Origin of the sequence: Streptomyces rapamycinicus NRRL 5491 (assembly GCF_024298965.1) — a bacterium.
GTDB classification, from domain to species: Bacteria; Actinomycetota; Actinomycetes; order Streptomycetales; family Streptomycetaceae; genus Streptomyces; species Streptomyces rapamycinicus.
This window is the reverse complement of the sequence record NZ_CP085193.1, coordinates 572,193-593,460: the sequence shown is the minus strand read 5'-3', so window position 1 is coordinate 593,460 and position 21,268 is coordinate 572,193. Positions and strand designations below refer to the sequence as shown.

Genomic DNA, 21,268 nt, shown 5'->3' with positions numbered 1-21,268 from the left:
GATCGGAGTCTCATCACATGGAGCAGAACCACCGGCCGGCCCGCCGCCGGGCGGCCGCGTCGCTGTCCGGAGCATTGCCCCCGCCCGCGCTGTGCGGCTTCCTCCTGCTGCTCGTGGTGGTGTTCGCCGCCTCCTACGCCGTCGGCACGGGCGCCGGGCCCGTCGCCCCCGGCATGCACGGCACCGGCACGACACAGGACGGCCCGGGAGGCGGCCACGGCGGTGGCGGCATGGACATGGGCGGCATGGGCACGGACCGCGGAAGCGGGCGCTGATGGCCGCCGAATCGACTTCCCAGGCGGTCGTGACCGACCTCTCCGTCGGCGGAATGACCTGTGCGGCCTGTGTGCGGCGCGTCGAGAAGAAGCTGGCCAGGCTGGACGGGGTCACGGCGAACGTGAACCTCGCCACCGGCCGGGCCCGGGTGAACCACCCCTCCGGGATCGGCCCGGACCAGCTGATCGCGGCCGTCGAGCAGGCCGGCTATTCCGCCGCGCTCCCCGAGCCGCCCGGACAGCGACGGCGCGAGGACGACGACGAAGCGGAGGACGCCCGGCAGGAGCGCGACCGGCTGGTGATCACGACTCTGCTCGCGGTGCCGGTGCTGATCCTGTCGATGGTTCCCGGTCTGCAGTTCCGCGACTGGCAGTGGCTGTGCTTCGTACTCGCCGCGCCCGTCGTCGTCTGGGGAGCCTGGCCCTTCCACCTGCGGGCGGCGCGCGGACTGCGGCACTCGGCGGCGACCATGGACACCCTCGTGTCGCTGGGAGTCGCGGCCTCCTTCGCCTGGTCCTCCTACGCGCTGTTCTTCGGCGGCGCCGGCGACCCCGGCATGCGGATGCCGTTCAGCCTGGTGCCCACCGCCCCGGACGGCGTCGCCCACATCTATCTGGAGGCCGCCGTCGGCGTACCGCTGTTCGTCCTGGCGGGCCGCCACCTGGAAGCACGGGCCCGGCGGGGAACCGGCGCGGCACTGCGCTCACTGGCCCGGCTGGCCGCCAAGGAAGTCTCGGTACGCGACGGCGACGGCGAGCGCCTGATCCCGATCGGACAACTGCGGGTCGGTCAGGTCTTCGCCGTCCGCCCCGGGGAGCGCCTGGCCACCGACGGCACCGTTGTGGAGGGCGGCTCGGCCGTCGATCTCTCCCTGGTGACCGGGGAGAGCGAGCCGGTGGAAGTCGGCCCCGGAGCGCCGGTGATCGGCGGTGCCGTCAACGCCGGAGGGCTGATTCTCGTACGGGCCACCGCGGTTGGGGCCGACACCCAACTGTCCCGTATCACCCGGCTGGTGACCGAGGCCCAGGCGGGCAAGGCACGGGCGCAGCGGCTCGCCGACAAGGTCGCGGGGGTCTTCGTCCCCGTCGTGCTGGCCCTTGCCGTCACGGTGCTCGGATTCTGGCTCGGGGCCGGAGCCGAGCCGCAGGCGGCGATCACCGCGTGCGTGGCCGTCCTGGTCGTGGCGTGCCCCTGTGCGCTGGGCCTGGCGACCCCCACCGCCCTGATGGCGGCGACCGGCCGGGGAGCCCAACTCGGCGTCCTGGTCAGCGGGGCGCGGGCGCTGGAGGGACTGCGGCACCTCGATGCCGTGGTGCTCGACAAGACCGGAACACTCACCTCCGGGCACATGAGCGTCGCCCGGGTCACCGCCGTGCCGGGCGGACTCGGCGAGGAGCGGGCGGTCCGGCTGGCGGGCGCGGTCGAACAAGGGTCGGAACATCCGCTGGGGCGTGCCATCGCCGCGTATGCCCGGCGAACCGTTCCCGGGGAGCCGCTTCCGGCCGTGGCCGACTTCCTCGCACTGCCGGGGAAGGGCGTCCGCGGGCGGGTGGCGGGCCGGTTGATCGAGGTCCTGGCCCCGGACGACACGTTGCCGCCCACCCTGGCCCGGGCGCTGTCGGCCGGCGAGACCGCCGCCCGCACACCGGTCGTGGTCCGCGTCGACGGCGAGACGGAGGCACTGATCGAGGTCGGGGACGTCCTGCGGCCGGGAAGCTACCGGGCCGTGGACCGGCTGCGCCGCCTGGGGGTGCGACCCGTGCTCGCCACCGGCGACCGGGAGGCGCCCGCCCGCGCCGTCGCCGCCGACCTCCGCATCGAGGAGGTGCACGCCCGATGTACCCCGGAGGACAAGGCAGCCCTCGTCCGCGGGCTGCGGGAGCGGGGCTACCGGGTCGCCGTCGTCGGCGACGGTGTCAACGACGCGGCCGCCCTGGCCGGCGCCGACCTCGGCATCGCCATGGGCACGGGCACGGACGTGGCGATCGGCGCGGCCGACGTGACCCTGGTACGCGGCGACATCGAGACCCTGGCGGACGCGGTCAGCCTCGCCCGCGGTGCGCTGGGCACGATCCGGGCCAACCTGGTCTGGGCGTTCGGCTACAACGTCGTGACCGTGCCGCTGGCCATGGTCGGCCTGCTCAGCCCCATGCCGGCCGCTGTCGCGATGTCGGCCAGCTCGCTGCTCGTGGTCGGCAACAGCCTGCGGCTGCGTGTCTGGCAGCCGTCACCGACCGGCGGCCGCCCCACCCGGCCCGCCGCCCGGACACCACTGTGACGCCCCTGTTCCCCGCTCGCGGGCGGACTGCCTGCCCGCGACCGCGGCCCGATACCGAGGTGGAGACCCGCCCGATGACAAAGCCCTCCTGGACGCCCAGCCACCGTCGCCTCACCGATTCCCTACGGGCCGCGGTCGCTCCGGCCTGCGCCTGTGTCCTGGCGCTGGGTGGTCTCGCCGTGTGGACCGCCTCGGGCAGCGCGGGCAGCCCCCCGCGTATCGACGTCACCGGCGCACGGCTCTTCCTTCCCGCCCCGGGCGTGCCCCGGACCGCCGCGTTCTTCCGGATCACCAACACCGGCGGGGCGCGGGACCGGTTGGTCGAGGTGACGTCCCCCGCGGTCACCGGGGGGATCTCGCTCAGCCGTCACCGGATGACCGGGCGGGGATCGGCCTACCCCCAGGCCGCGGAGTCCCTGCCGGTTCCGGCGGGCGGCACGCTCGACATGTCACCGTTCACCAGTGATGTGACCGTCCCGGCCACGGCCCGCTGGCGGCCCGGAGACCTGGTGCCCTTCACCCTCCGCTTCGAACACGGCGGACGTGTCGGGACCAACGCCGTCGTCGTGCGGCCGGGCGAGGGCTGAGTGAGCCTGTCCGAGCGCGGGCGTGGGAAGCGGCCGGTGCCCCGTACGGCGGGCCGAGACGGTAGAAAGGGCGTATGCCGCGCCGTTCTCCAGGCCCCGAGTCCGATGCCGAGGCGATGGTCTCCGCCCTGCTGACCGCGTCCCGTCTGCTGGTCGCCGTCTCAGTCCGGTCACTGGCCGAGGTGGAGGAGTCCCTGACACCGCCGCAGTTCCGGATGCTGGTGGTGCTCGACGGCCGGGGGCCGCTGAGCCTGTCCGGGCTGGCGGGGGAGTTGGGCGTACAGCCGTCGACCGCGATGCGCATGATCGACCGTCTGGTCGCGGCGGGAATGGCCGCGCGCGGCGTCTCGGCGGAGGACCGGCGCACCAGCGTGATCTCGCTCACCAAGGGCGGGCGGCGGATCGTGGCTGAGGCCACCGAACGGCGTCGGCAGGAGATCGCACGCATCGTCGACGCCATGCCGCCGGGCCGGCGTCGCTATCTGATCGACGCGTTGCAGGCGTTCACGGAGGCGGGCGGCGAGCCGGCGGTGCCGAACGGCTCCCAGGCGCACGCCAATTGGTGATGTCGGGCGACGGCCCCATTGGAACGGTGACTACACCGCCGCCGGGGCCGCCGCCAGCTGCTTCGGTCATGCAAATGTTGCACTGTCTCAAGACGCTCATCGTGCACCCACGCGGTCAAGGTGCCGGGGAGCGGGACCGTAGCGGACCTGCTCGTCGCCCTGGCCGTCATCGCCGGAGCCATCGTCTGGGCCACCCGAGGCGATGCGAACGCCACCGAGAACTCCTCGGCGAGCTTCCCCAGCGCCAAACCGGCCGCCCCCGGTGACGTCGTCACCACGGCCGGCCCGGTGAGCAAGCTGGACATGGAGTTCCTGGTGAAGGTGCGGCAGGCCAACCTGTGGGAGGCCCCGGCCGGCCGGCTCGCCCAGACCCATGCCACTCCTCCTGGCGTACCGCCAGGCGCCGCGCCCGCGGGCATGCTGCGCCGTCTCAGCGGTCCGCTCCCTGCGATCCGTGAATACCGGCGGGTGGGTGACCGGCGAGAAGTTCACCCAGGCCCTGGCGGGTGACGGCCAGCACCACGCGGTCCTGTGACCGCAGGACGTAGTCGGGGGGCGGTTCCCACACCAGGGCGGGTTGCCTGGTGGCTTCGCCGTAGCGGGGTGCCGCCGCGAGGTCGCGTTGCCGGTCCTCGGGTTCGGCCGTGTCCAGTGCGATCACCCGCCAGGCGCCCGGTGCGAACGCCTCGGCGACGGTACGCCCCTCCAGCCGCGGATGTCCGGCGACATGCAGTGCGGCGAAGATCAGTACCCGGCGCTCGACCGGTATGGCGCCCAGGATCTGGCGGCCCATCATCGCCCCGGCGAAGGCGGGCGCCGCCAGACTGGAGACGCTGCGGCTGCGGGTCAGCGCCTGCGGGTGGGCGGCGCGCAGGGTGCGGTAGACGGCGGTGGCGAAGTGGTCGTCGTACAGGCGCAGGGCCACCCGCAGCCGGGGTTTGACCGAGCGGGCGTACAGTGTCGCCTCCAGGTTGGTGGTGTCGACGCTGGTCAGGGCGAGCAGGGCGCGTGCGCGTTGGATTTTGGCGGCCTCCAGGACGCCCTCCTGGGTGACATCGCCGATGACGGTCGGCACCCCCAGCCTGCGGGCCAGCGGGATGCCGCGCGCCTGGGGGTCCTCTTCCACGCACACCAGGGGGATGTCCATCTCCCGGAGTCTGGCCAGGACCCGGGTGCCGACCTTGCCGAGCCCGAGCAGCACGACGTGGCCGGAGAGGCCGCGCGGCGGGCGGCGCAGCGCGGACGCGGTGCGGAAGGTGCCCAGCGCTTCCAGCGCGGCGGCCACCAGGACGGGCAGCAGGAGCAGTCCGGTCAGCCCGGACAGGAGCTGGAGGATCTTGCGTCCGGTCGGCTCGTCCAGCGCCGGGTCGTCGATCGCCAGGACGTCCAGCACCGTGAGGTAGGCCCCGTGGAGGAGACCGGCCCCGGTGAAGTACCAGGAGGCGACGGCGAGCGCGAGCACGGCGATCGCCATACCGGCGACGGACCAGCGCAGCCGGCGGGAGAAGAGTGAGGCGAGCGGCAGTCTGCGGCTGCCGAGCCGCCGCGGCGGCAGCGGTGTGCCGGTGGCGGAGACGGCTTCCAGTACCACCGTGCCGCGCCCGGTGGCGGCGGCGACCTCCTCGTCCCCCGGCAGCAGCCTGGGCCCCTCGTCCCCGCTGCCCTCGGAGCCCTCGCTGCCGGCCGGATCGCTGGTGGTGGACGAGAGCAGGGCGAGGGTGCACAGCCCCGGATCGGCGACCTCGTCGGAGCCGGACGGAATGCGCTCGGCCGCACGCAGCAGCAGCCCGTCGGCCTGTACCACCTTGCTGGTGCCCGCGACGGCGGTGGCCGCGAGTGCGGGGGCGACGGTGTCGGCGTCCGACAGCACGGTGGTGGACGCGTCCAGCTCGGCCGGGTCCATACCGGGGGCGGCCACCCACGCCGCCTGGTCGAGGAGTTCCTCCAGATGCTGGCCGAGTTTGCGGTTGTAGAGCCGGATGACCAGGCGCAGCCGGGGGTTGAGGCGGCGAGCGCGGAGCGCGGCGTGGATGTTGACCTCGTCGTCGTCATGGACCAGGGCGAGCGCTGTCGCATGCTCGATACCCGCCTCGGCCAGCACCTCGTCGTCCAGCGCCGGGGCTTCCATGACCTCCACTCCCCGGTCCGGGGCGGCGTCGTCCGGGGACCTCGGCGGCGGGACCCGTCCGACAGCGGTGCTCAACCGGCCGAAGAGTGCGGCGGCACGGCCTCCGGCCATCCTCCGCCCCGTGGGTTCCGCCAGGGAGACGCCGCCCGGGACGATGAGGGTCACCCGTGCCCGGTAGACGTAGTGGAGTTCCGCGGCCAGGCGGTGTGCGAGCGCGTCGTCACCGCAGACGACCATGTGCGGTGCGGTCGGGCCGGGTGGTGCGGCGGATGAGGAGAACACGACGTCGAAGCCCCCGTTCGGTCAATGGCTGTCGGCGGTCACCTCAGGGCGAAGTGCCGCGGCCACGGGCATCCGAGGCACAGTGGCACCGCCACGTTGGAGAGCCCGGTACGCGCCCGGGCGAAGTCCAGCACTTCAGCTACCGCGTCAACAGCCTTCATCGTATGGGCCCGTGCCGGTGTGGTCGCGCTGCGCTTCCGCAGCGCGTACCCGCGCCGCATCCTGGAGGTACATCGATGCGTCCAACCGAGCGGGTACGGGTCCGGCACGATCACTCACCCGACGGCCAGTGGCTCGTACCGGGCGTCGTGCTGATGCCGGGCTATCAAGGCACCCAGCAGAACCTGCGGTGGCTCGCGCCCCGCCTCGCTTCCTGGGGCTTCAAGAACACCCCCCTGGTCACGCGCTGGCAGGACACCTGTCCGTTCTGAGCGGATCCTCCGAGGGCTCCTACGGTCGGCCGCGGGAGCCCTTCGGATTGATGCGGATGACGCATCGACAGATCCCGGTTTCGACGCTGGACACCGTTCGAACACAGCTTGGAGACTCACGGTGATACGGCGATGCCCGCCGCCTGCCTCGCCCTCTGAACGGCGCACCCGGCCACGCACCGGCGCTCACCCCGCCGTACCGCTCATCCTCGGTTCCCCCGCACCAGGCCACCGGCTCCACGTCCGGCCCTCCCGGGCCGCCCGATACCTTACGGAGGACCCATGGGAAAGATGACCAGACGTACGGCGTTCGCCATGGCGGCGGGCACCGTCACCGGCTCGTTGGCGATCAACACGGCCACGGCGTCGGCCGATGCTCCGGCGCCGGGACGGCCGGTGGCGTCCGGAGCCAATCCCGTTCTGCGGACCGCCCTCATCACAGAGGTGACGCCCAGGGACAACTGGCGGGTGACCGCCGTCGCCATCCGCTACGCGGATCCCATCGACATACGTGGCGGTGTCATCCCACCCTCCGCGTTCCAGGTCACCGCCGGCCTCGGCGGACAGAGCGCGGCCCGAACGGTCACCCGGGCCTACCCGAACACCGTGGCCAGGACGGACGACCGCCCCAACGCCGGACGGCCGGGCAGATATCTCGTCATCGAGCTCGACCCGGACGACGCCAACGCACGGGCCTCCGGCACCGACCCTCTTCCGCTTCATCGCGCCTACACCGTCAGGCAGGTGGCCGATGTGCGGACCCCCGACGGTGACCTGGTGCTCGCGGCCGGTCCGTTGGCGATCCGGAACGACGACGTCATCACCCCGGTGGTCGACGACTTCACCGCGGGATCGTTCACCGACTCCACGGGATTCGAGCTGGCCTTCCGGCTGTACCAGCCGGAAGGGTTCGTACGGAGTCCGGGGGCGGCCGCGCGGTATCCGCTCGTCGTCACCCTGCACGGCGGTGGCGAGGTCGCGGACAACAACATGACCCAGCTCACCGCCAATCGCATCGCCGTCACCTTCGCCAAGCCGGAACGCCAGCGCCGGCACCCGGCGTTCGTGCTCGCCCCTCAGATCCCACTGCCCCGCCCCATGGACGGACCCGACGGTACGGACTGGACCGACCCCAAGGTCCGCGCGGCGCTGGTCGAACTCATCGACGCGTTCACGACGCAGCGCCCCGTCGACGCGGATCGGCTCTATCTCGTCGGTCTCTCATCAGGTGCTCGAGGCATCTTCAACCTGCTCCCGAGGCGCCCCCACACCTTCGCCGCGGCCCTGGCCACTTCCGGCTGGGGCGACCCGTCCACCATGGAAGGGATCACGCACATCCCGATGTGGACCGACCACTCCATTGACGACCCCGTGGTCCCCTACCGCGAGGGACGGTTCGGAAAGCCCGGCACCTGGACGCTGATGAACGCGCTGGAGAGCGCCGGTGCGCCGGTCACCCGCGGGGAGTGGGCCAACGACCTGCCGAAAGCGGAGTTCGAAGCCCGCTCCAGGGCCCTGCTGAACCGGGCCCGCCGGGCCGGCAGCCATGTGCTGTTCACGAGCTACACGCCCGGAACGACGCCGGTGAGTCCGCACTTCGCGTGGGCCCAGACATACGAGAACGACGTCGTCGTCGACTGGCTCTTCGATCAGTCCCGTTAGCCGCCCGGATGCGCCCGGTCCCGCCGCGCTGGTGGGACCGGGCGCTCTGCTACCAGGACGAATGTGCTGCGCGGTACTACTTGCTCACTTGCTCACCTTGACCGAGAACCAGTCCACGCTCATCCCCGCACCGGAGGTGGTGTCCGCCGCCGGTGAGGTGCAGCCGCAGACCTTGTTGGGATAAGAGCCGCCGACCGCGACGTTGAAGATGGCGAAGAACCCGTGGTCCACGGCCTTCTTCCAGGTCTCGGCGGACACCTGGTTCTGCTTCACCGTGAAGGTTTCCTTGCCGTCGCGGTAGAAGCGCAGCTGTTCCGCGGAGGTGTCGGTGCGATCCACGATCACGGAGTACGTGTGGTAGTCGGTCTGGCAGCCGTCACACGGCAGCAGATCGCTGGTGATCCCGTCCGGGTCGTGGCACTCGCCGGCCCACTCACCGCAGTGGAAGGTGTTCGAGTGCTTGCTGAGCCCGTTGACGTCCTCCATGATGTCCAGCTCGCCGATGCTCGGCCAGTTGGTGGCCCCGACCGGGCGGGCGTCGGCGCCCATGGCCCAGAAGGCGGGCCAAATGCCGAGGCCCTTCTCGGGGTTGGGCTGCTTGAGGGAGGCGCTGATCTCCAACTGCCCACCGGCGGGCGCCTCGAAGTCGGTGCGCTGGGTCTCCACACGGCCGGAGGTCCACTTCCCGGAACCGTCGCGGATCGGCTTGATCACCATGTGACCGTCACCGTCGTGGTAGACGTTGTCGGTGGAGTCCGTGACCGACTCGATCTCGCCGGTGCCCCAGTTCGCGGCGCCGCCCGGGTAGCCGGTGCCGATGTCGTACAGCCAGTCGTTCTTGTTCAGGCCGGTGCCCGCCGCGCCGTCGAAGTCGTCCTGGAAGACGGTGGTCCACTCGGCCTTGGCCGCGGGCTCACCCGCGGCGGCGGTGTTGGAGGACACCGTGAGAGCCAGCAGTCCGGTCACCGGAAGCGACAAGGCGGCAACGAAGGCCAGAACGCGTCGTCGTCGGCGGCGGGGTTTGGCCTCCGCCGTCGTACCTGAGGAAGTGATCCTGAACATGTGGGGGGCTGCTTTCGTTCGTAGCAACAGCGTTGATGAGGTGTGCGAGCCCCCGTAGCCCGCTCCCCGGCGTGGGGGTGATGGGAGATCGGGCTACGGGAACTCGGGCACAGTGGGCAGAGCGAGCGCCGATGGGGCCGAGAGAGCGCTCACACGGAACGACTGTCTTGGACCCTGCCCTTGCCGGTCAAGGGTCATGCTGAATTCACTAGTTGAACCAAAGCCCTTGGCTTGACCGCATCGCCGCGGAAGTATCGATCGCCCCACTTCAGAGTTGGAGGCATGGCTCGGGTGCCATCACTCCGGCTCGCCAACTCTTGACGGCGCGCCACGTCGTCATCGGGCGCGACCGCCGCACCGGCCGGCACGGCGTCATGCCTCACTCCGTACGCGAACCGTCACCGGTCGCCGCGATGTCGTCCGGACCGTAGCGATTACGAGGTCGCGCCGGTCAGGGCGAGGAATTCGGCGCGCGAGCGGGCGTCGGAACGCAGCAGTCCGAGCAGGGTGGAGGTCATGGTGCTCGATCCGGTGGCCTGGACCCCGCGCAGGGTCATACAGGAGTGCTCGGCCTCGATCACCACACCGACGCCCTTGGGCTCCAGATGGGTCTGGAGCCAGTCGGCGACCTGCTTGGTCAGGCGCTCCTGGACCTGCGGGCGGCAGGCGAAGTGCTCGACGACACGGGCCAGCTTGGACAGGCCCAGGATGCGGCCGCCGGGCAGGTAGCCGACGTGGGCGGTGCCGACGAACGGCAGCAGATGGTGTTCGCACACCGACCGGACGGGGATGCGCCGGGCCAGGACGAGCTCGTCGTAGCCCTCGTCGTTGGGGAAGGTGGTCAGGTCGAAGGGGCGCGGGCTGAACAGCTCGGCATACGCGCGGGCCATCCGGCCCGGTGTGCCGCGCAGGCTCTCCGACGAGGTGGAGATTCCCAGGGCGTTGAGGAACTGGCCGGCCGCGGCTTCCGCGGCCGCCAGGTCGATGTCGCCGGACTCATGGACCACCCGCAGAGCGGGGCCCGCGGGCGCCGGCTCCTCCGGGTCGTGCGGCCGTATCCGGGCGGTGGCGCGGGGCGCGAGCTCGGTCATGTCAGCTGCCACCGATGCCCGGAGCCGTGGGCAGGACGAGGACGTTGTCCATGGAGAACTCCCGAGATGAGCATGGCGAAGGCAGCCGGACACTCCTGGCTCCCAAACGAGTTTCGCCAATAAATCTTGGTCTTATTGCGGTGGCGCGTCAAGCCACGGAGTGCAGAGAGCCAAAAGGGCGCTTGTGCCCACGTGAGTGGGAGTTATCGTGCTCGGGTGGCTTCTGACTCGACTCCGCCGGCCGACACGGTCAACACCGCCATCGACTCCGTCAGCGTCCTGAGCGAGGACTCGCGGCGGCGCATGTTCGTCTTCATCCGGCGTGCCGGACGTCCGGTCACCCGTGACGAGGCCGCCGCGAGCGTCGGCATCTCCCGCAAGCTGGCCGCCTTCCACCTCGACAAGCTCGTCGACGCCGGTCTGCTGCGCGCCCGCTATGAAACGCCCGGCGGGATCCGGAAGGTCGGCAGACGGCCGAAGGTGTACGAACCCACCGACGCCCAGATCACGGTCAGCATTCCCGAGCGGCGCCATGAACTCCTGGCGGACCTCCTCCTGGATGCCGTCCTCACCGAGGAGGCCGACGAAAACGCCGCGCAGGCGGCGGTGCGGGCCGCCGAGCGGCGCGGCCGGCGGATGGGCGGGGCCGCGCGGGACGAGACCCGCCCCGGCCGCCTGGGCCCCGAGCGCGGGCTGACCGTCTGTGAGCGCCTGCTGGACGAGTACGGCTATGAACCCGTCCGGGAAGCCCCCACCGAACTCCGGCTGCGCAACTGCCCGTTCCACCCGCTGACCGCGAAGGCCCCCGACCTGGTGTGCGGCATGAACCACGCCTTCCTCGCCGGTTACGTCAACGGCCTCGAGGTCAACGGGGTCCGGGCCGTGCTGGCTCCCGAGGCCGGGAAATGCTGTGTGCGGCTGGGCCCGAGCGACCTCAATTCGCCCCGAGGAGTTCAAGAAGTTCCTCACCAAGCTGGAACGTGAGGTGCCGGCGGCCGTCTCATCTGCTCCCGCGGACTGCTCCATGTTCCCAGGCCCAGGCCGCAACCTCGACCCGGTTACGGGCGTTGAGCTTGGCCTGGATGCGTGCCAGGTACGTTTTCACCGTCGACAGCGACAGGAACAACTCATCGCCGATCTCCTGGTTCGTGCGCCCTACGGCCACCAGCCGGACGATGTCCCGCTCCCGTTCGCTGAGACCTGCGTCATCGGACCCCTCGGGTGCCTGTGCCGTCCCGCGTTCCGTCGCTTCCAGCCGCCGCAGGAGCCGCACGGTGACCGCTGGGGAGATGAGGGCGTCTCCCCGTGCTGCTGCCTGGACCGCCTCCACCAGAAGGTCGGGAGAGGCGTCCTTGAGCAGGAAACCGCATGCGCCGTTGCGCAGTGCGGTTCTTACGTAGTCGTCCTGGTCGAATGTGGTGATCACGACGACGTTCATCGGATCGGCCACGCCGGGACCGGCCAGCTGTCGCACGACTTCCAGCCCGTCCAGCCGCGGCATGCGAATGTCGGCCAGCACGACTCGGGGACGCAGACGACGCGCGAGTTCGACGCACTCCACACCGTCTGCCGCCTCACCGACCACGGTGATCCCTGGCTGCACACCGAGGATCAGGCTGAATCCCATCCGCACCAGTTCCTGGTCGTCGGCGATGACCACGTCAATCTGGGGTTCGGGCACCGACCGTTCCTATCATCACGGGGCAGGGCTGCGTCGAGATGGCCCGGGCCGCTTCGTCAGGGCCTGGCTCGGTTGGGGCTCGGCCCGGGGGCATGACGGTGCGAGCGGGAGGGCGGCGGAGACTTCCCATCCGCCGCCGGGCAGCGGCCCGGCGCGCAGGGTGCCGTCGAGGGCCTCGATGCGCTCTTGGAGCCCGAGCAGGCCGAAACCGCCCCGGCCCCCGGCCGGTTTGAGCGCCCTGCGGTGCGGTGGAGTGTTGGTGACGGTCACGCGCAGTCGCTCGGTGTCGGCGTCCAGGCGGACGATGGCGTGCGCGTCTGGTGCGTGGCGGCGTACGTTGGTCAGGGCTTCTTGGACCACGCGGTGGGTGGAGGTCTCCGCTTCGGGCCGCAGTCGGGCCGCCCGCGCTGCCGCTGTGGCTTCGAGGCGTGCGGTATCGGCTTCGGTGGGCCCGGAGCCGGGCGACGCGGCGGCGCAGTGGGCGGACACGAGTTCACCGAGATCGGTGAGCAAGTCGCCGGGCAGCAACGGCGTGTTGTTCTCCTCTCGCAGGACGTGGACCAGACGGCGTGTGGATTCCAGGGTCTCGGCACCGGCCTGGGCGATGTTGCGCGGGATGGGCCTGACCTTGTCCGGTGCGGCGGCCTGGATGGACAAGGCGGCGTTGGCCTGCACGATGATGCCGGTCATGTGATGGGCGATGAGATCGTGCAGATCGCGGGCCAGGGCGAGGCGCTCCCCGTATCGGACCTCGCGGGCTGTGCGCTCTCTCCGCGCTTCCAGGGCTCGGATGGTATAGCCGAGCGTGATGAAGATGGCGAGCGCGACGGTCAGCACATAGCCGCCGCCGGTGAACGCGTGCCACGACCCGGTACGCAGGGGCAGCAGAAGTACGGTCGCGCTGATCAGGACGGTTTCCGCCACCGCGGCGGCCGCCCGGCCGGGTCGGGCCGCGGTGCGCAGGAGCATGCACAGCAGGCCCAATGTCTCCAGTGCTCCCCACCAGGCCATGGTGCTCGGTGCGATCAGGCTCCAAGCGGTCAGTGCCAAGGACAGTGACACCACGGCGGCGACGCACTTACCCAGCGACGGTGACCAGGGGGTCTCGGTGACAGCCAGGGCGATCAGGGGGCCGGTAGCCACGACGGGCAGCCAGGCGGTTCCGAACGCTATGGAACCGCTCCTGACCACGGCGATGTCCGCCAGCCAGGTGAGAGCGAACACGAACAGGCCGCTGACGGTGATCAGCCGTCTGACGTGCGGAGTACGCGGGAGATGTCGATCCACGCTCCTCAGCGTAGGAGGGCGGGTGGGAGCGCGGCTGTCGGCCGAACGGCCGACAGCCGCGCGCCCACCCGGTACGTACGGCTGACGTGTCGCGCCGTGCCCCGGGCCGACGATGGTGATCGCGGGCGGTCGACGACATTCACCAAGGGTCGGCCTGTGACCAGCGCGCCGTCCCAGGAGGCGGCGTGTGCGGCCGGAGCGCGTGCCCGGTGCGGTGGAGGAACTTCCGCGCTACGGACCGGTCGTTCAGTTCCTCGGAGCTGAGCTCGTTGCCGTGGAATGAAGGTGGTGCCGGGAAACGGGCACCTTGAGATCCCGGGCCAGGGCGGCGTTGACGCGCTCGTCCGCGGGACGCAGCGCCGCGGATGCCACGGCGATGTTGGCCACGGCACCGCAGTGTGCGCGGGAGGTCCCGGTCAATCCATGCCCATCTGCCACTGGCGTGCAGCGCGGCGATCGGCGTAGCGGACCTTGCGGTTGGCAGCCCTCACCCACCCCTGCCATTCCTTATACGCTGAACGTTCCTGGGTGCGTGCGCAGCATGTCCATGGGGAGGCCATTCCGGTGACGGTGGCCCATCGGCAGCGGGTGCCGGTGTCCTGCCGGGGCGGGTGCGGCGGAAGGTCGCAGGGGCCGTGCCGGTGGTCGTGCAGGGGCAGGCCACCGTGCTCTCGGTGGCGTACCCACGATGGTTTCGTCTTGTCCGTGCGGGACATCTCGTTCCTCCGGAACCAGCCGCCCGGGGTCCCGGGCTCTCCGGGCGGGCGGCTAGTGCAACTGCGTCATCACCATCTCCTGCTCTGCGCCTGTGTTGCCTGTGCCTGTGCCTGTGCCGAGCAACGTATACGTCGTCCATGTACATCTTGCGGGCCGGAGGCTTCAGCACAGCGCTGTCGGCGGCGGCTCATTCTGCCGCGGACTGGTGACCGGCCGCACCGTCAGCCGGTGGGGCACGGGGGCGGTGATGATGCGGGTACGGTCGGCCAGCCCATGATCTTGCGAAGGATGCCGCCGTACGACCGACCCGTGGCCCGTACCGACCTTGGCGGAGACCAGGGCGAACCACGGGATAGGTCACATCCGCGCGGGCGTGGTGGGCGGTGTTCCTCTGCTCATGTGACGGCGCCGAGCCCCGGCCGGCGTGCCGTGCGCGGTGAGGGCCCGGCCTCTGCCGTCGGGGCGGGGCTTCCGAGCCCTCATATGTGACGGGGGTCACGCCCGGAGGAAAACCTGGCGTTCCTGCCTGACGTCTTGCGGGTGTGAGATCAGTCAGGAAGACAGCGGGCGAACTGGACGAGGAGCGTCTCGTCCGGCTGGTGGCCAGAGGCGACCGTGCCGCGTTCGAGGAGCTGTACCGGCGTACGTCGCCGTGGCTGGCGGTGCGGTTGCGCCGCAGATGTGCGGACGAGCAGATCGTCGCCGAGGTCATGCAGGAGACGTATCTGGCGGTGTGGCGCGCGGCGGGTGCGTTCCTCGGGGCCGCGGCTGGGGGGACCGCCGTCGGCTGGCTGTGGACGATCGCGGCGCGTCGGCTCGTCGACGCGTTCCGGCGCAGGGCCCACCACGCGGAGCCGCCGCCCGCGGCTGTCCCGCGGTCCCTGGCGCCCGCCGCCGAGGAGGAGGCGCTCGCGGCGACCGTCGGTGGTGAGGTCGGGGACGCGCTGCGGCGCCTCGCGCCGGAGCTCAGAGAGGTATTGCAGGCCATGGTGCTCGACGGGCTGTCCGTCCGGGAGACCTCTGTCTTGCTGGGATTGCCTGAGGGCACGGTCAAGACCCGTGCCCGCCGGGCCCGGATCGAGATGCGGAAGGCACTGGCATGAGTGTGGAACACGCGTCGATTCGGATCATCGACGCCTACGCGCGCGGCGAGACGGACCTCGCCGCCGACGAGGTGTGGGCCCTGGAGGCCCATCTGGAGGCGTGCCGGGTGTGCCGTGACCGGCTGTCGGCCTCCGTCACGGCGCAGGCGCCCGCCGTTGCGGCGCTGGTCGGCACGGTGTGGTCCGACATCGAACCCCAGCTCGCGGGCACCGCCCGGGTACCGCGTCGACGGCGCTGGTCGGCGCGGCTGTCGAGGTGGATGACGCCCGTGATGGTGCCGTGGCTGGCCATGGTCGTGGGTGTGACGCTGCTCGCGTTGCTGCTCGACCTGGCCGACACCGGCTCCGGCGAGGTGTCGCTGGTGATGCTGCTCGCCCCGGTCCTGCCCGTGCTCGGCGTCGCGGCGTCGTGGTCGCGCGGTCTGGACCCGGCGTACGAGCTGACGGCATCCGCGCCGAGGGCGGGACTGTACCTGGTGCTGCGGCGTACCGCGTCCGTGCTCGCCGTGGTCGTCCCCGCGTTGCTGCTGGCCGGATGGGTGACGGGGGTGACGGCCGCGCAATGGCTGCTGCCCTGTCTGGCCTTCACCTCGACGACCCTGGCGCTCGGCGGTGTCGTCGGTGTGACCCGTGCCGCCGCCTGGCTGGTGGCCGGGTGGGTCGCCGTGGTCGTGGGACCGGCCCTGGCCGCCGGCCATACGACCTTCGCCCTGCGGACGGACGGTCTGCCCGTGTGGGGGCTGATCCTCGCGCTCGGCATCGGTGTCGTGATCGCCCGCAGGGGCGCGTACTCCGTGCTGGGAGCCCATCGTTGACCATCGGAAAGGACTTCCCAATCGTGATGTCAAGCCGCAGTCGTGACGGGAGGTGAACCTTGGTAGCACTGTCCGTCACGGATCATCGCCCACAGGACGTTGAGCCTGCGGCGGGCGAGCGCGAGCAGGGCCTGCTTGTGGCCCTTACCCTCGCTTCTCTTCCGCTGGTAGTACGCCTTGGACGCGGGGCATTTCGTGATGCTGACCATCGCCGAGAGGTACATCGACCGCAGCAGTCCGCGGTGGTAGCGCCGGGGGCGGCGCAGGTTGCCGCTGACGCGGCCGGAGTCACGGGGCCTGGGGGCAAGGCCGGCGAAGCCGGCCAGGCGGTCGGCGCTGCCGAAGGCGTCCATGTCACCGCCGGTCGCGGCGATGAATTCGGCGCCGAGCTTGGGGCCCATACCGGGCAGGCTACGGATCACCTCGGCGTGCGGATGCTCGCGAAACGTGGCCTCGATCAGGGCGTCAAGCTCGACGATCTCCTCATCAAGGGCCATCACCCCCTTCGCGAGGCGGACCACCATGGCGGCCGCCAGCTTCTCGCCGGGCAGTGCGGTCATCTGGGCCCGGGCGGCCTCCACAACCGTCTTCGCCAGCGCCGCGGCACCGCGGACCTTGCGGTTCTTCAGCCAGGTCTCGATCCGCTGGACGCCGGCGCGGCGGATCGCGGCCGGGGTCTGGTAGCCGGTCAGCAGCATCACCGGGCCTTTATTGACCAGGTCCAGCGACCGCTCCAACGCGGGGAAGATCTCCAGCAGTTGGGCGCGGAGCCGGTTGATCTGCCGGGTGCGGTCGAAGACCACGTCAAGGCGCCGGTTGGTCAGCGTGCGCAGGTCGACAGCGATCTCGTCACCGGGCCTCAGCAGCCCGAGGTCCCGGCGAACGCGGGCCTGGTCGGCGATGACAAAGGCGTCCTTCGCGTCCGTCTTGCCTTCGCCCTTGTAGGTGGCCGAGGCACGGTGGACTGCCAGGCCGGTCAGATAGGCCATCGGCTGATCGTGGCTGAGGAGCAGGCAGATCAGCAGGGCAGCTCCGCCGTGGTTGAGATCGACGGCCCACAGCACGTCCGCGGATATCGCCAGGACATCGCCGATGAGGTGAAGCAACTCGGTCTCATCGTTCAGGACCCGGCGCGACAGCAGCCGTTCGCCGTCCGCGTTGATCACCACGCAGTGGTGGTGTTCCTTGCCGATGTCCACTCCGGCCCAGATCTCGGGCACGGCCACCTCCGCCAGCTCGCCGTCTCACATGTCACCCGCAGACGACCTCGCCGACGTTGTCCTACAGCAGCGATCGAGTCGCGTCTCCCAATTGGCGGTCGAGTCGTCGCGGGGTCCCGGGCGGCCAAGTCCTTTGAGCCTTGCCAACGGCGCCCACATGCCAGCCATACCCAGAACCCCTGGGCCCTCCGATCTTACGAATGACCAGAGCAACCACCCTTGAAAGGTAGGACACCACATGATGCCCGCGGTGAGCGCGGCCGACATCGCACCGACGCCCTACGCCTGGGAGATCCGGGCCACCGGGCTGAAGGTCAGGGTCGGCAGAAACCGGATGGCCGTCGACGGGCTCGACCTGTCGCTGGGCACCGGTGTACACGGCCTCCTCGGCCCCAACGGGGCGGGCAAGAGCACCCTCATCCGGGCTCTGGCCACCGTACTGCGCCCCGCCGAGGGCACCCTGGAACTGCTCGGCGAGTCCGCGGGCGGCATGGGCGAGCACCGTGCGCTGCGCCGGCGGATCGGCTACCTGCCGCAGGAGTTCGGCTACTACAAGCGCTTCACGGTCCGCGAGTTCGTCGAGTACATGGCGTGGCTGAAGGAGGTACCCAAGGCGGACATCCCCGCGGCGGTGCAGCACGCCGTGGAGCGGGTGGGCCTGGCCGACCGTGCCGACAAGCGGATGAAGACTCTGTCCGGCGGCATGGTGCGGCGGGTGGGCATCGCCCAGGCCATCGTCAATGACCCGTCGATCCTGCTGCTGGACGAGCCCACGGCCGGCCTGGACCCGGCGCAACGGCTGCGCTTTCGCGAGCTGCTGCAGGAACTGGGCAAGGACACCTGTGTGGTCGTCTCGACCCACCTCGTGGAGGACGTGGCCGCCGCCTGCACCGACGTGGTGCTCTTCGCCGAGGGCCGACTGGTCTTCCAGGGCACCCCGGACGACCTGGCCGCGGCGGGCGGCCCCGAGCACGTGGGCGACAGCCCGCTGGAACGCGGCTACTCGGCACTGCTGTTGACCCCCGGCCAGGGAAGGGGCGCCTGGTGAATACGCGTGTCCTGCGAACCGAGCTGAAGCGCTCCGTCGCCCTCTGGGCAGGAGCCGTGGTTCTGACGAGCGCGCTGGCGTTCCTGTACCTGGTGGACGCCGCATGGTGGAGGGGCACTACGGCGTGGACGGCTCAGTGGACGTCCCTGGCCCTGTGGACCCGCTCCCTGCTGTTCTACCTGTGGCCGCTGACCGTGGGGCTCGGTGCGTTGCAGGGCCTGCGTGACCACCGCTCGAAGATGTCCGAGCTGCTGACGACCACATCGCGTCCCGCCTGGCACCGCGCCGCCACGCTGGCGGGCACGATGGCGCTCAGCCTGGCCTCGGCCTTCGCGCTGCTCGTCCTCGTGGGCGCGGTCCAGGTGTTCGCCAACACCGAGTACACGCACCTCGGATGGCTGCCGATCTCGCTGGTGGGGGCACTCTCACTGGTCGCGGGAGCCGTGCTGGGCATGGGGGCCGGGCGCGCCCTGCCGTCCGCGCTCACCCCGCCGCTGCTGGCCATGGGCGCCTTCGCGTTCACGGCCCTCATGCAGATGTCGCTGGGCCGGACGGAGACGGACACGGCGACGGGGGTCCCGAGCACGGAGCCGAACCGTCTCTCGCTGCTGTCACCGGCGGTGGATGAGGTGCGTGACGCGCTCGTCACGCTCTCCGCCTCCGTGCACGTCGGGCAGACGATCTGGCTGCTCGGCCTGGCCGCGACAGGCTTCGCGCTGCTGGTCGCCGCGACCCCGCGCACCCGGCTGCTCGCCCTGACGCCCGTCCTGGCGGGCGCGGCCGTCGCCCTGCTCGTCCTCCCCTCCGACCCGCGCCGGATGTATGTCCTCGACAAGGCCGCCGCGGAGTTGGTGTGCGATGGCCCGGTATGCGTGACCAGGACCCACCAGGCACGACTCACCGACCTCGCGGGTCACGGCAAAAAGGCGCTGCGCCTGCTGCACGGTGCCCTGGGGAGCCAGGCGCCGGTCTCGGTCCGGGAGGACACCGCCGTATTGCCGGAGGGTTCCACGCCGCGGTGGTCCCGCAAGACCGTGCTCATCGACTTCGACGACGGCATCATCGCCGCCGCGAAGGGCGGGGAGCTGACCTGGGCCCTGGTCGCCAAAGGCATGGTGCCGGGGTGCACCCCCGTCGGCTGGAGCGGCACGGGGGGAGAGGACATCGCGCGGACCGTCGCGGTCGGCTGGGTCCTCGGCGACCTCAGGCCGCTGCCCGGCCAGGGGTCACCGAACGTGCGCCGCGAAGTCGGCCCCCGGCCCCGGGCGGTGTGGAAGGACCTCAAAGCGCTGCCACGGGCCGAGCAGCTCTCGCGGATCAACGCGATGCGCGCCGCCGCGCTCTCCTGCAAGGCAGACGCACTCGACGCGCTGACCGGCGGTGCGTACCGGTGAGATGGCTGACGCTGTACGCGCGCTCGCGTCAGGTACCCGCGTCACTCGCCGCGGTGGTGATGAGCACGGTGACGGTGTGGGCACTCGCCCGGGACGGCAGCGGGGGGCCGGGCGATCCGCGGCTGCCCGCGCTCGTACTCGCCGCGGGAGCGATGGCGGTCTCGACCGGGCTCAGCGGGCAGGACCTCGCGCTGGACCGGACGGCCGCGATCCGCTGGGCGCCCCGCAGGGCGGTGCACGTGCTGCTCGCCGGCGCGGTCGTCGCCGTGGTGCTGCTGGCGGTGCAGGCGACGGGGAAGGACATGGCCACCGCCGCGTTCGTCGTGCGGGACAGCGCGGGACTGATGGGGCTCGCCGCGGTCGGGGCGGCGGTGTGCGGGGGGCAGTACGCGTGGACGCTGCCGTTCGCCTGGCTCTCGTTCTCGTTCTTCGCCCCGCACCCGACGAGCGTGCCGACGCAGGTGGCGTCCTGGATGCTGCTGCCACCCGGCACGGCGGCGGGCACCTGGACAGCCCTGGTCCTCACGATCGCGGGCACCACGGCCTACGCCGTCGCGGGACCGAGGCGGTAGCCGGCCTCGGCCACCGAACCGGGACACGTCAGGGATCGTGTGCGCCGCGGACTCGCCGCGGCGCACAACGGGGCGACCGGCGGCGAGGACAGCCTCATGAGCTCCTTCGCCGGCGGCGGCACGAACATCACCGTCACATGGGATGTGTTGGTTCGAGCGCAGTTGAACCGCCTGACTATGGATCGTCGGCAGGTCCGCACTTTCGCAGGTGAGGGCAGAAGAGCGTGGACATCGGCGAGCGGGGCGCCCTTGAAGGACTTCCCGTCCCTTTTGGAACATGGGAGGTCCTGTTAGCGTGGCATGGCGTGAGCAGGGAGTGTGGAGTCCGCCTATGTCACTGACCGACAAGGCAATCGCCCGCATCAGGGAGCTCATCCAGTCCGGCGAACTACCGCCCGGCGCCAAGCTGCCGCCCGAACAGCAGTTGGCCACGGAGCTTGGTCTGTCCAGGAACCTGATGCGTGAGGCGGTCAGAGCGCTTGTTGTCGCGCGGGTCCTGGATGTCAGGCGGGGCGACGGGACCTATGTGACGAGCCTGGAGCCCGCGCTGCTGCTCGAGGGGCTGGGCACGGCGGTGGAATTGCTCCACGGTGACACCTTGCTGGAACTGACCGAAGTGCGCAGGCTCTTCGAGCCCGTTGCCACCAGCTTGGCCGCCACCCGGATCTCCGACGACGACCTCGTCGTGGTCAGGCACCACCTGGACGCGATGAGGACCGCCCGCGACGATGTCGAGTTGCTCAACGAGCACGACGCCGCCTTCCACAGGGCGGTGATCGCAGCCGCCGGGAACAGCACGCTGGCTACGCTGCTGGAGGGCATCTCCAGCCGCACCGTGCGCGGCCGGGTCTGGCGCGGCATGGTCGACGACCACGCCGGTGACCGGACCATCGCCGAGCACGAGGCGATCTACGCCGCCCTGCTGCGCCGGGACTCCGCACTGGCCGAGGCTGCGGCGCTGATGCATGTGAGTACGACGGAGCAGTGGCTGCGTCAGCACCTGGACCCCGACGAGCCCGCCGGCCCGCCGGGTCCGGCGGGCGACGAGGCGTCGTAGCGGAGTGGCGC

At 71.1% G+C, this 21,268-nt stretch carries 20 protein-coding genes; 14 read left to right on the top strand and 6 right to left on the bottom strand.

What is annotated here, in order from left to right; all coding sequences use genetic code 11:
* The first annotated feature begins 17 nt into the window (after positions 1 to 17).
* From LIV37_RS02620 to LIV37_RS02600, 5 genes are all read left to right on the top strand, one after another.
* Positions 18 to 275, top strand: coding sequence for a hypothetical protein (locus LIV37_RS02620; protein WP_020865541.1), 258 nt, complete (start codon positions 18 to 20; stop codon positions 273 to 275).
* The gene (locus tag LIV37_RS02615; protein ID WP_020865540.1) at positions 275 to 2,554 is read left to right on the top strand and encodes a heavy metal translocating P-type ATPase; all 2,280 of its coding nucleotides are present in this window, start codon (positions 275 to 277) and stop codon (positions 2,552 to 2,554) included. The genes LIV37_RS02620 and LIV37_RS02615 overlap by 1 nt, the downstream gene beginning before the upstream one ends.
* A 74-nt stretch (positions 2,555 to 2,628) precedes the next feature.
* Positions 2,629 to 3,141: a copper chaperone PCu(A)C gene (locus LIV37_RS02610; protein ID WP_020865539.1), complete on the top strand. Its 513-nt coding sequence runs from the start codon at positions 2,629 to 2,631 to the stop codon at positions 3,139 to 3,141.
* 74 nt (positions 3,142 to 3,215) lie between these two features.
* Positions 3,216 to 3,707 (top strand): MarR family winged helix-turn-helix transcriptional regulator, encoded by a 492-nt coding sequence (locus tag LIV37_RS02605; RefSeq protein ID WP_121825889.1) that lies wholly within the window; start codon positions 3,216 to 3,218, stop codon positions 3,705 to 3,707.
* Between the two features lie 120 nt (positions 3,708 to 3,827).
* Positions 3,828 to 4,217: a hypothetical protein gene (locus LIV37_RS02600; RefSeq protein WP_121825890.1), complete on the top strand. Its 390-nt coding sequence runs from the start codon at positions 3,828 to 3,830 to the stop codon at positions 4,215 to 4,217.
* Here the strand turns inward: LIV37_RS02600 and LIV37_RS02595 are convergent.
* Positions 4,138 to 6,072, bottom strand: coding sequence for an NAD-binding protein (locus LIV37_RS02595; RefSeq protein WP_020865537.1), 1,935 nt, complete (start codon positions 6,070 to 6,072; stop codon positions 4,138 to 4,140). The genes LIV37_RS02600 and LIV37_RS02595 overlap by 80 nt on opposite strands.
* Before the next feature lie 281 nt (positions 6,073 to 6,353).
* Between LIV37_RS02595 and LIV37_RS02590 the strand changes: the two genes are divergently transcribed.
* Both LIV37_RS02590 and LIV37_RS02585 read left to right on the top strand, forming a co-directional pair.
* Positions 6,354 to 6,548: a hypothetical protein gene (locus LIV37_RS02590; protein ID WP_243146417.1), complete on the top strand. Its 195-nt coding sequence runs from the start codon at positions 6,354 to 6,356 to the stop codon at positions 6,546 to 6,548.
* Positions 6,549 to 6,839: 291 nt separating this feature from the next.
* A complete protein-coding gene (locus LIV37_RS02585; protein ID WP_243146418.1) occupies positions 6,840 to 8,210 on the top strand; it encodes a PHB depolymerase family esterase in 1,371 nt (456 codons plus the stop codon).
* An 84-nt stretch (positions 8,211 to 8,294) separates the two neighbouring features.
* Here the strand turns inward: LIV37_RS02585 and LIV37_RS02580 are convergent, their stop codons facing one another.
* Together LIV37_RS02580 and folE are read right to left on the bottom strand one after the other, a co-directional pair.
* Positions 8,295 to 9,272 (bottom strand): glycoside hydrolase family 16 protein, encoded by a 978-nt coding sequence (locus LIV37_RS02580; protein WP_121825891.1) that lies wholly within the window; start codon positions 9,270 to 9,272, stop codon positions 8,295 to 8,297.
* A 434-nt stretch (positions 9,273 to 9,706) separates the two neighbouring features.
* A complete protein-coding gene (folE, locus tag LIV37_RS02575) occupies positions 9,707 to 10,363 on the bottom strand; it encodes a GTP cyclohydrolase I FolE (protein ID WP_020865534.1) in 657 nt (218 codons plus the stop codon).
* A gap of 216 nt (positions 10,364 to 10,579) precedes the next feature.
* On the opposite strand from folE, the gene LIV37_RS02570 reads away from it, so the two are divergent.
* On the top strand, positions 10,580 to 11,347 hold the full coding sequence (locus LIV37_RS02570) for a helix-turn-helix transcriptional regulator (RefSeq protein ID WP_020865533.1): 768 nt from the start codon (positions 10,580 to 10,582) through the stop codon (positions 11,345 to 11,347).
* A 16-nt stretch (positions 11,348 to 11,363) separates the two neighbouring features.
* Here the strand turns inward: LIV37_RS02570 and LIV37_RS02565 are convergent, their stop codons facing one another.
* Entirely contained in the window at positions 11,364 to 12,044 is a 681-nt protein-coding gene (locus LIV37_RS02565; protein WP_020865532.1) for a response regulator, read from the bottom strand.
* A 15-nt stretch (positions 12,045 to 12,059) separates the two neighbouring features.
* Entirely contained in the window at positions 12,060 to 13,331 is a 1,272-nt protein-coding gene (locus LIV37_RS02560; protein ID WP_020865531.1) for a sensor histidine kinase, read from the bottom strand.
* Positions 13,332 to 14,647: 1,316 nt separating this feature from the next.
* Here LIV37_RS02560 and LIV37_RS02555 point away from each other — a divergent pair.
* Both LIV37_RS02555 and LIV37_RS02550 read left to right on the top strand, forming a co-directional pair.
* Positions 14,648 to 15,151: an RNA polymerase sigma factor gene (locus tag LIV37_RS02555; RefSeq protein ID WP_373920765.1), complete on the top strand. Its 504-nt coding sequence runs from the start codon at positions 14,648 to 14,650 to the stop codon at positions 15,149 to 15,151.
* Positions 15,148 to 15,966 (top strand): zf-HC2 domain-containing protein, encoded by an 819-nt coding sequence (locus LIV37_RS02550; protein WP_020865529.1) that lies wholly within the window; start codon positions 15,148 to 15,150, stop codon positions 15,964 to 15,966. Before LIV37_RS02555 ends, LIV37_RS02550 begins: the two co-directional genes overlap by 4 nt.
* Before the next feature lie 29 nt (positions 15,967 to 15,995).
* Here the strand turns inward: LIV37_RS02550 and LIV37_RS02545 are convergent, their stop codons facing one another.
* Positions 15,996 to 17,192 (bottom strand): IS110 family RNA-guided transposase, encoded by a 1,197-nt coding sequence (locus LIV37_RS02545; protein ID WP_167525781.1) that lies wholly within the window; start codon positions 17,190 to 17,192, stop codon positions 15,996 to 15,998.
* 235 nt (positions 17,193 to 17,427) lie between these two features.
* Between LIV37_RS02545 and LIV37_RS02540 the strand changes: the two genes are divergently transcribed.
* The 4 genes from LIV37_RS02540 to LIV37_RS02525 all read left to right on the top strand — a co-directional run bounded on the left by LIV37_RS02540 (position 17,428) and on the right by LIV37_RS02525 (position 21,257).
* Positions 17,428 to 18,234, top strand: coding sequence for an ABC transporter ATP-binding protein (locus LIV37_RS02540; protein ID WP_121826277.1), 807 nt, complete (start codon positions 17,428 to 17,430; stop codon positions 18,232 to 18,234).
* Positions 18,231 to 19,628, top strand: coding sequence for a hypothetical protein (locus LIV37_RS02535; protein ID WP_020865527.1), 1,398 nt, complete (start codon positions 18,231 to 18,233; stop codon positions 19,626 to 19,628). Before LIV37_RS02540 ends, LIV37_RS02535 begins: the two co-directional genes overlap by 4 nt.
* Positions 19,625 to 20,200, top strand: coding sequence for a hypothetical protein (locus tag LIV37_RS02530; RefSeq protein WP_020865526.1), 576 nt, complete (start codon positions 19,625 to 19,627; stop codon positions 20,198 to 20,200). Before LIV37_RS02535 ends, LIV37_RS02530 begins: the two co-directional genes overlap by 4 nt.
* A 331-nt stretch (positions 20,201 to 20,531) precedes the next feature.
* Entirely contained in the window at positions 20,532 to 21,257 is a 726-nt protein-coding gene (locus tag LIV37_RS02525) for a FadR/GntR family transcriptional regulator (protein ID WP_020865525.1), read from the top strand.
* Positions 21,258 to 21,268 lie beyond the last annotated feature (11 nt).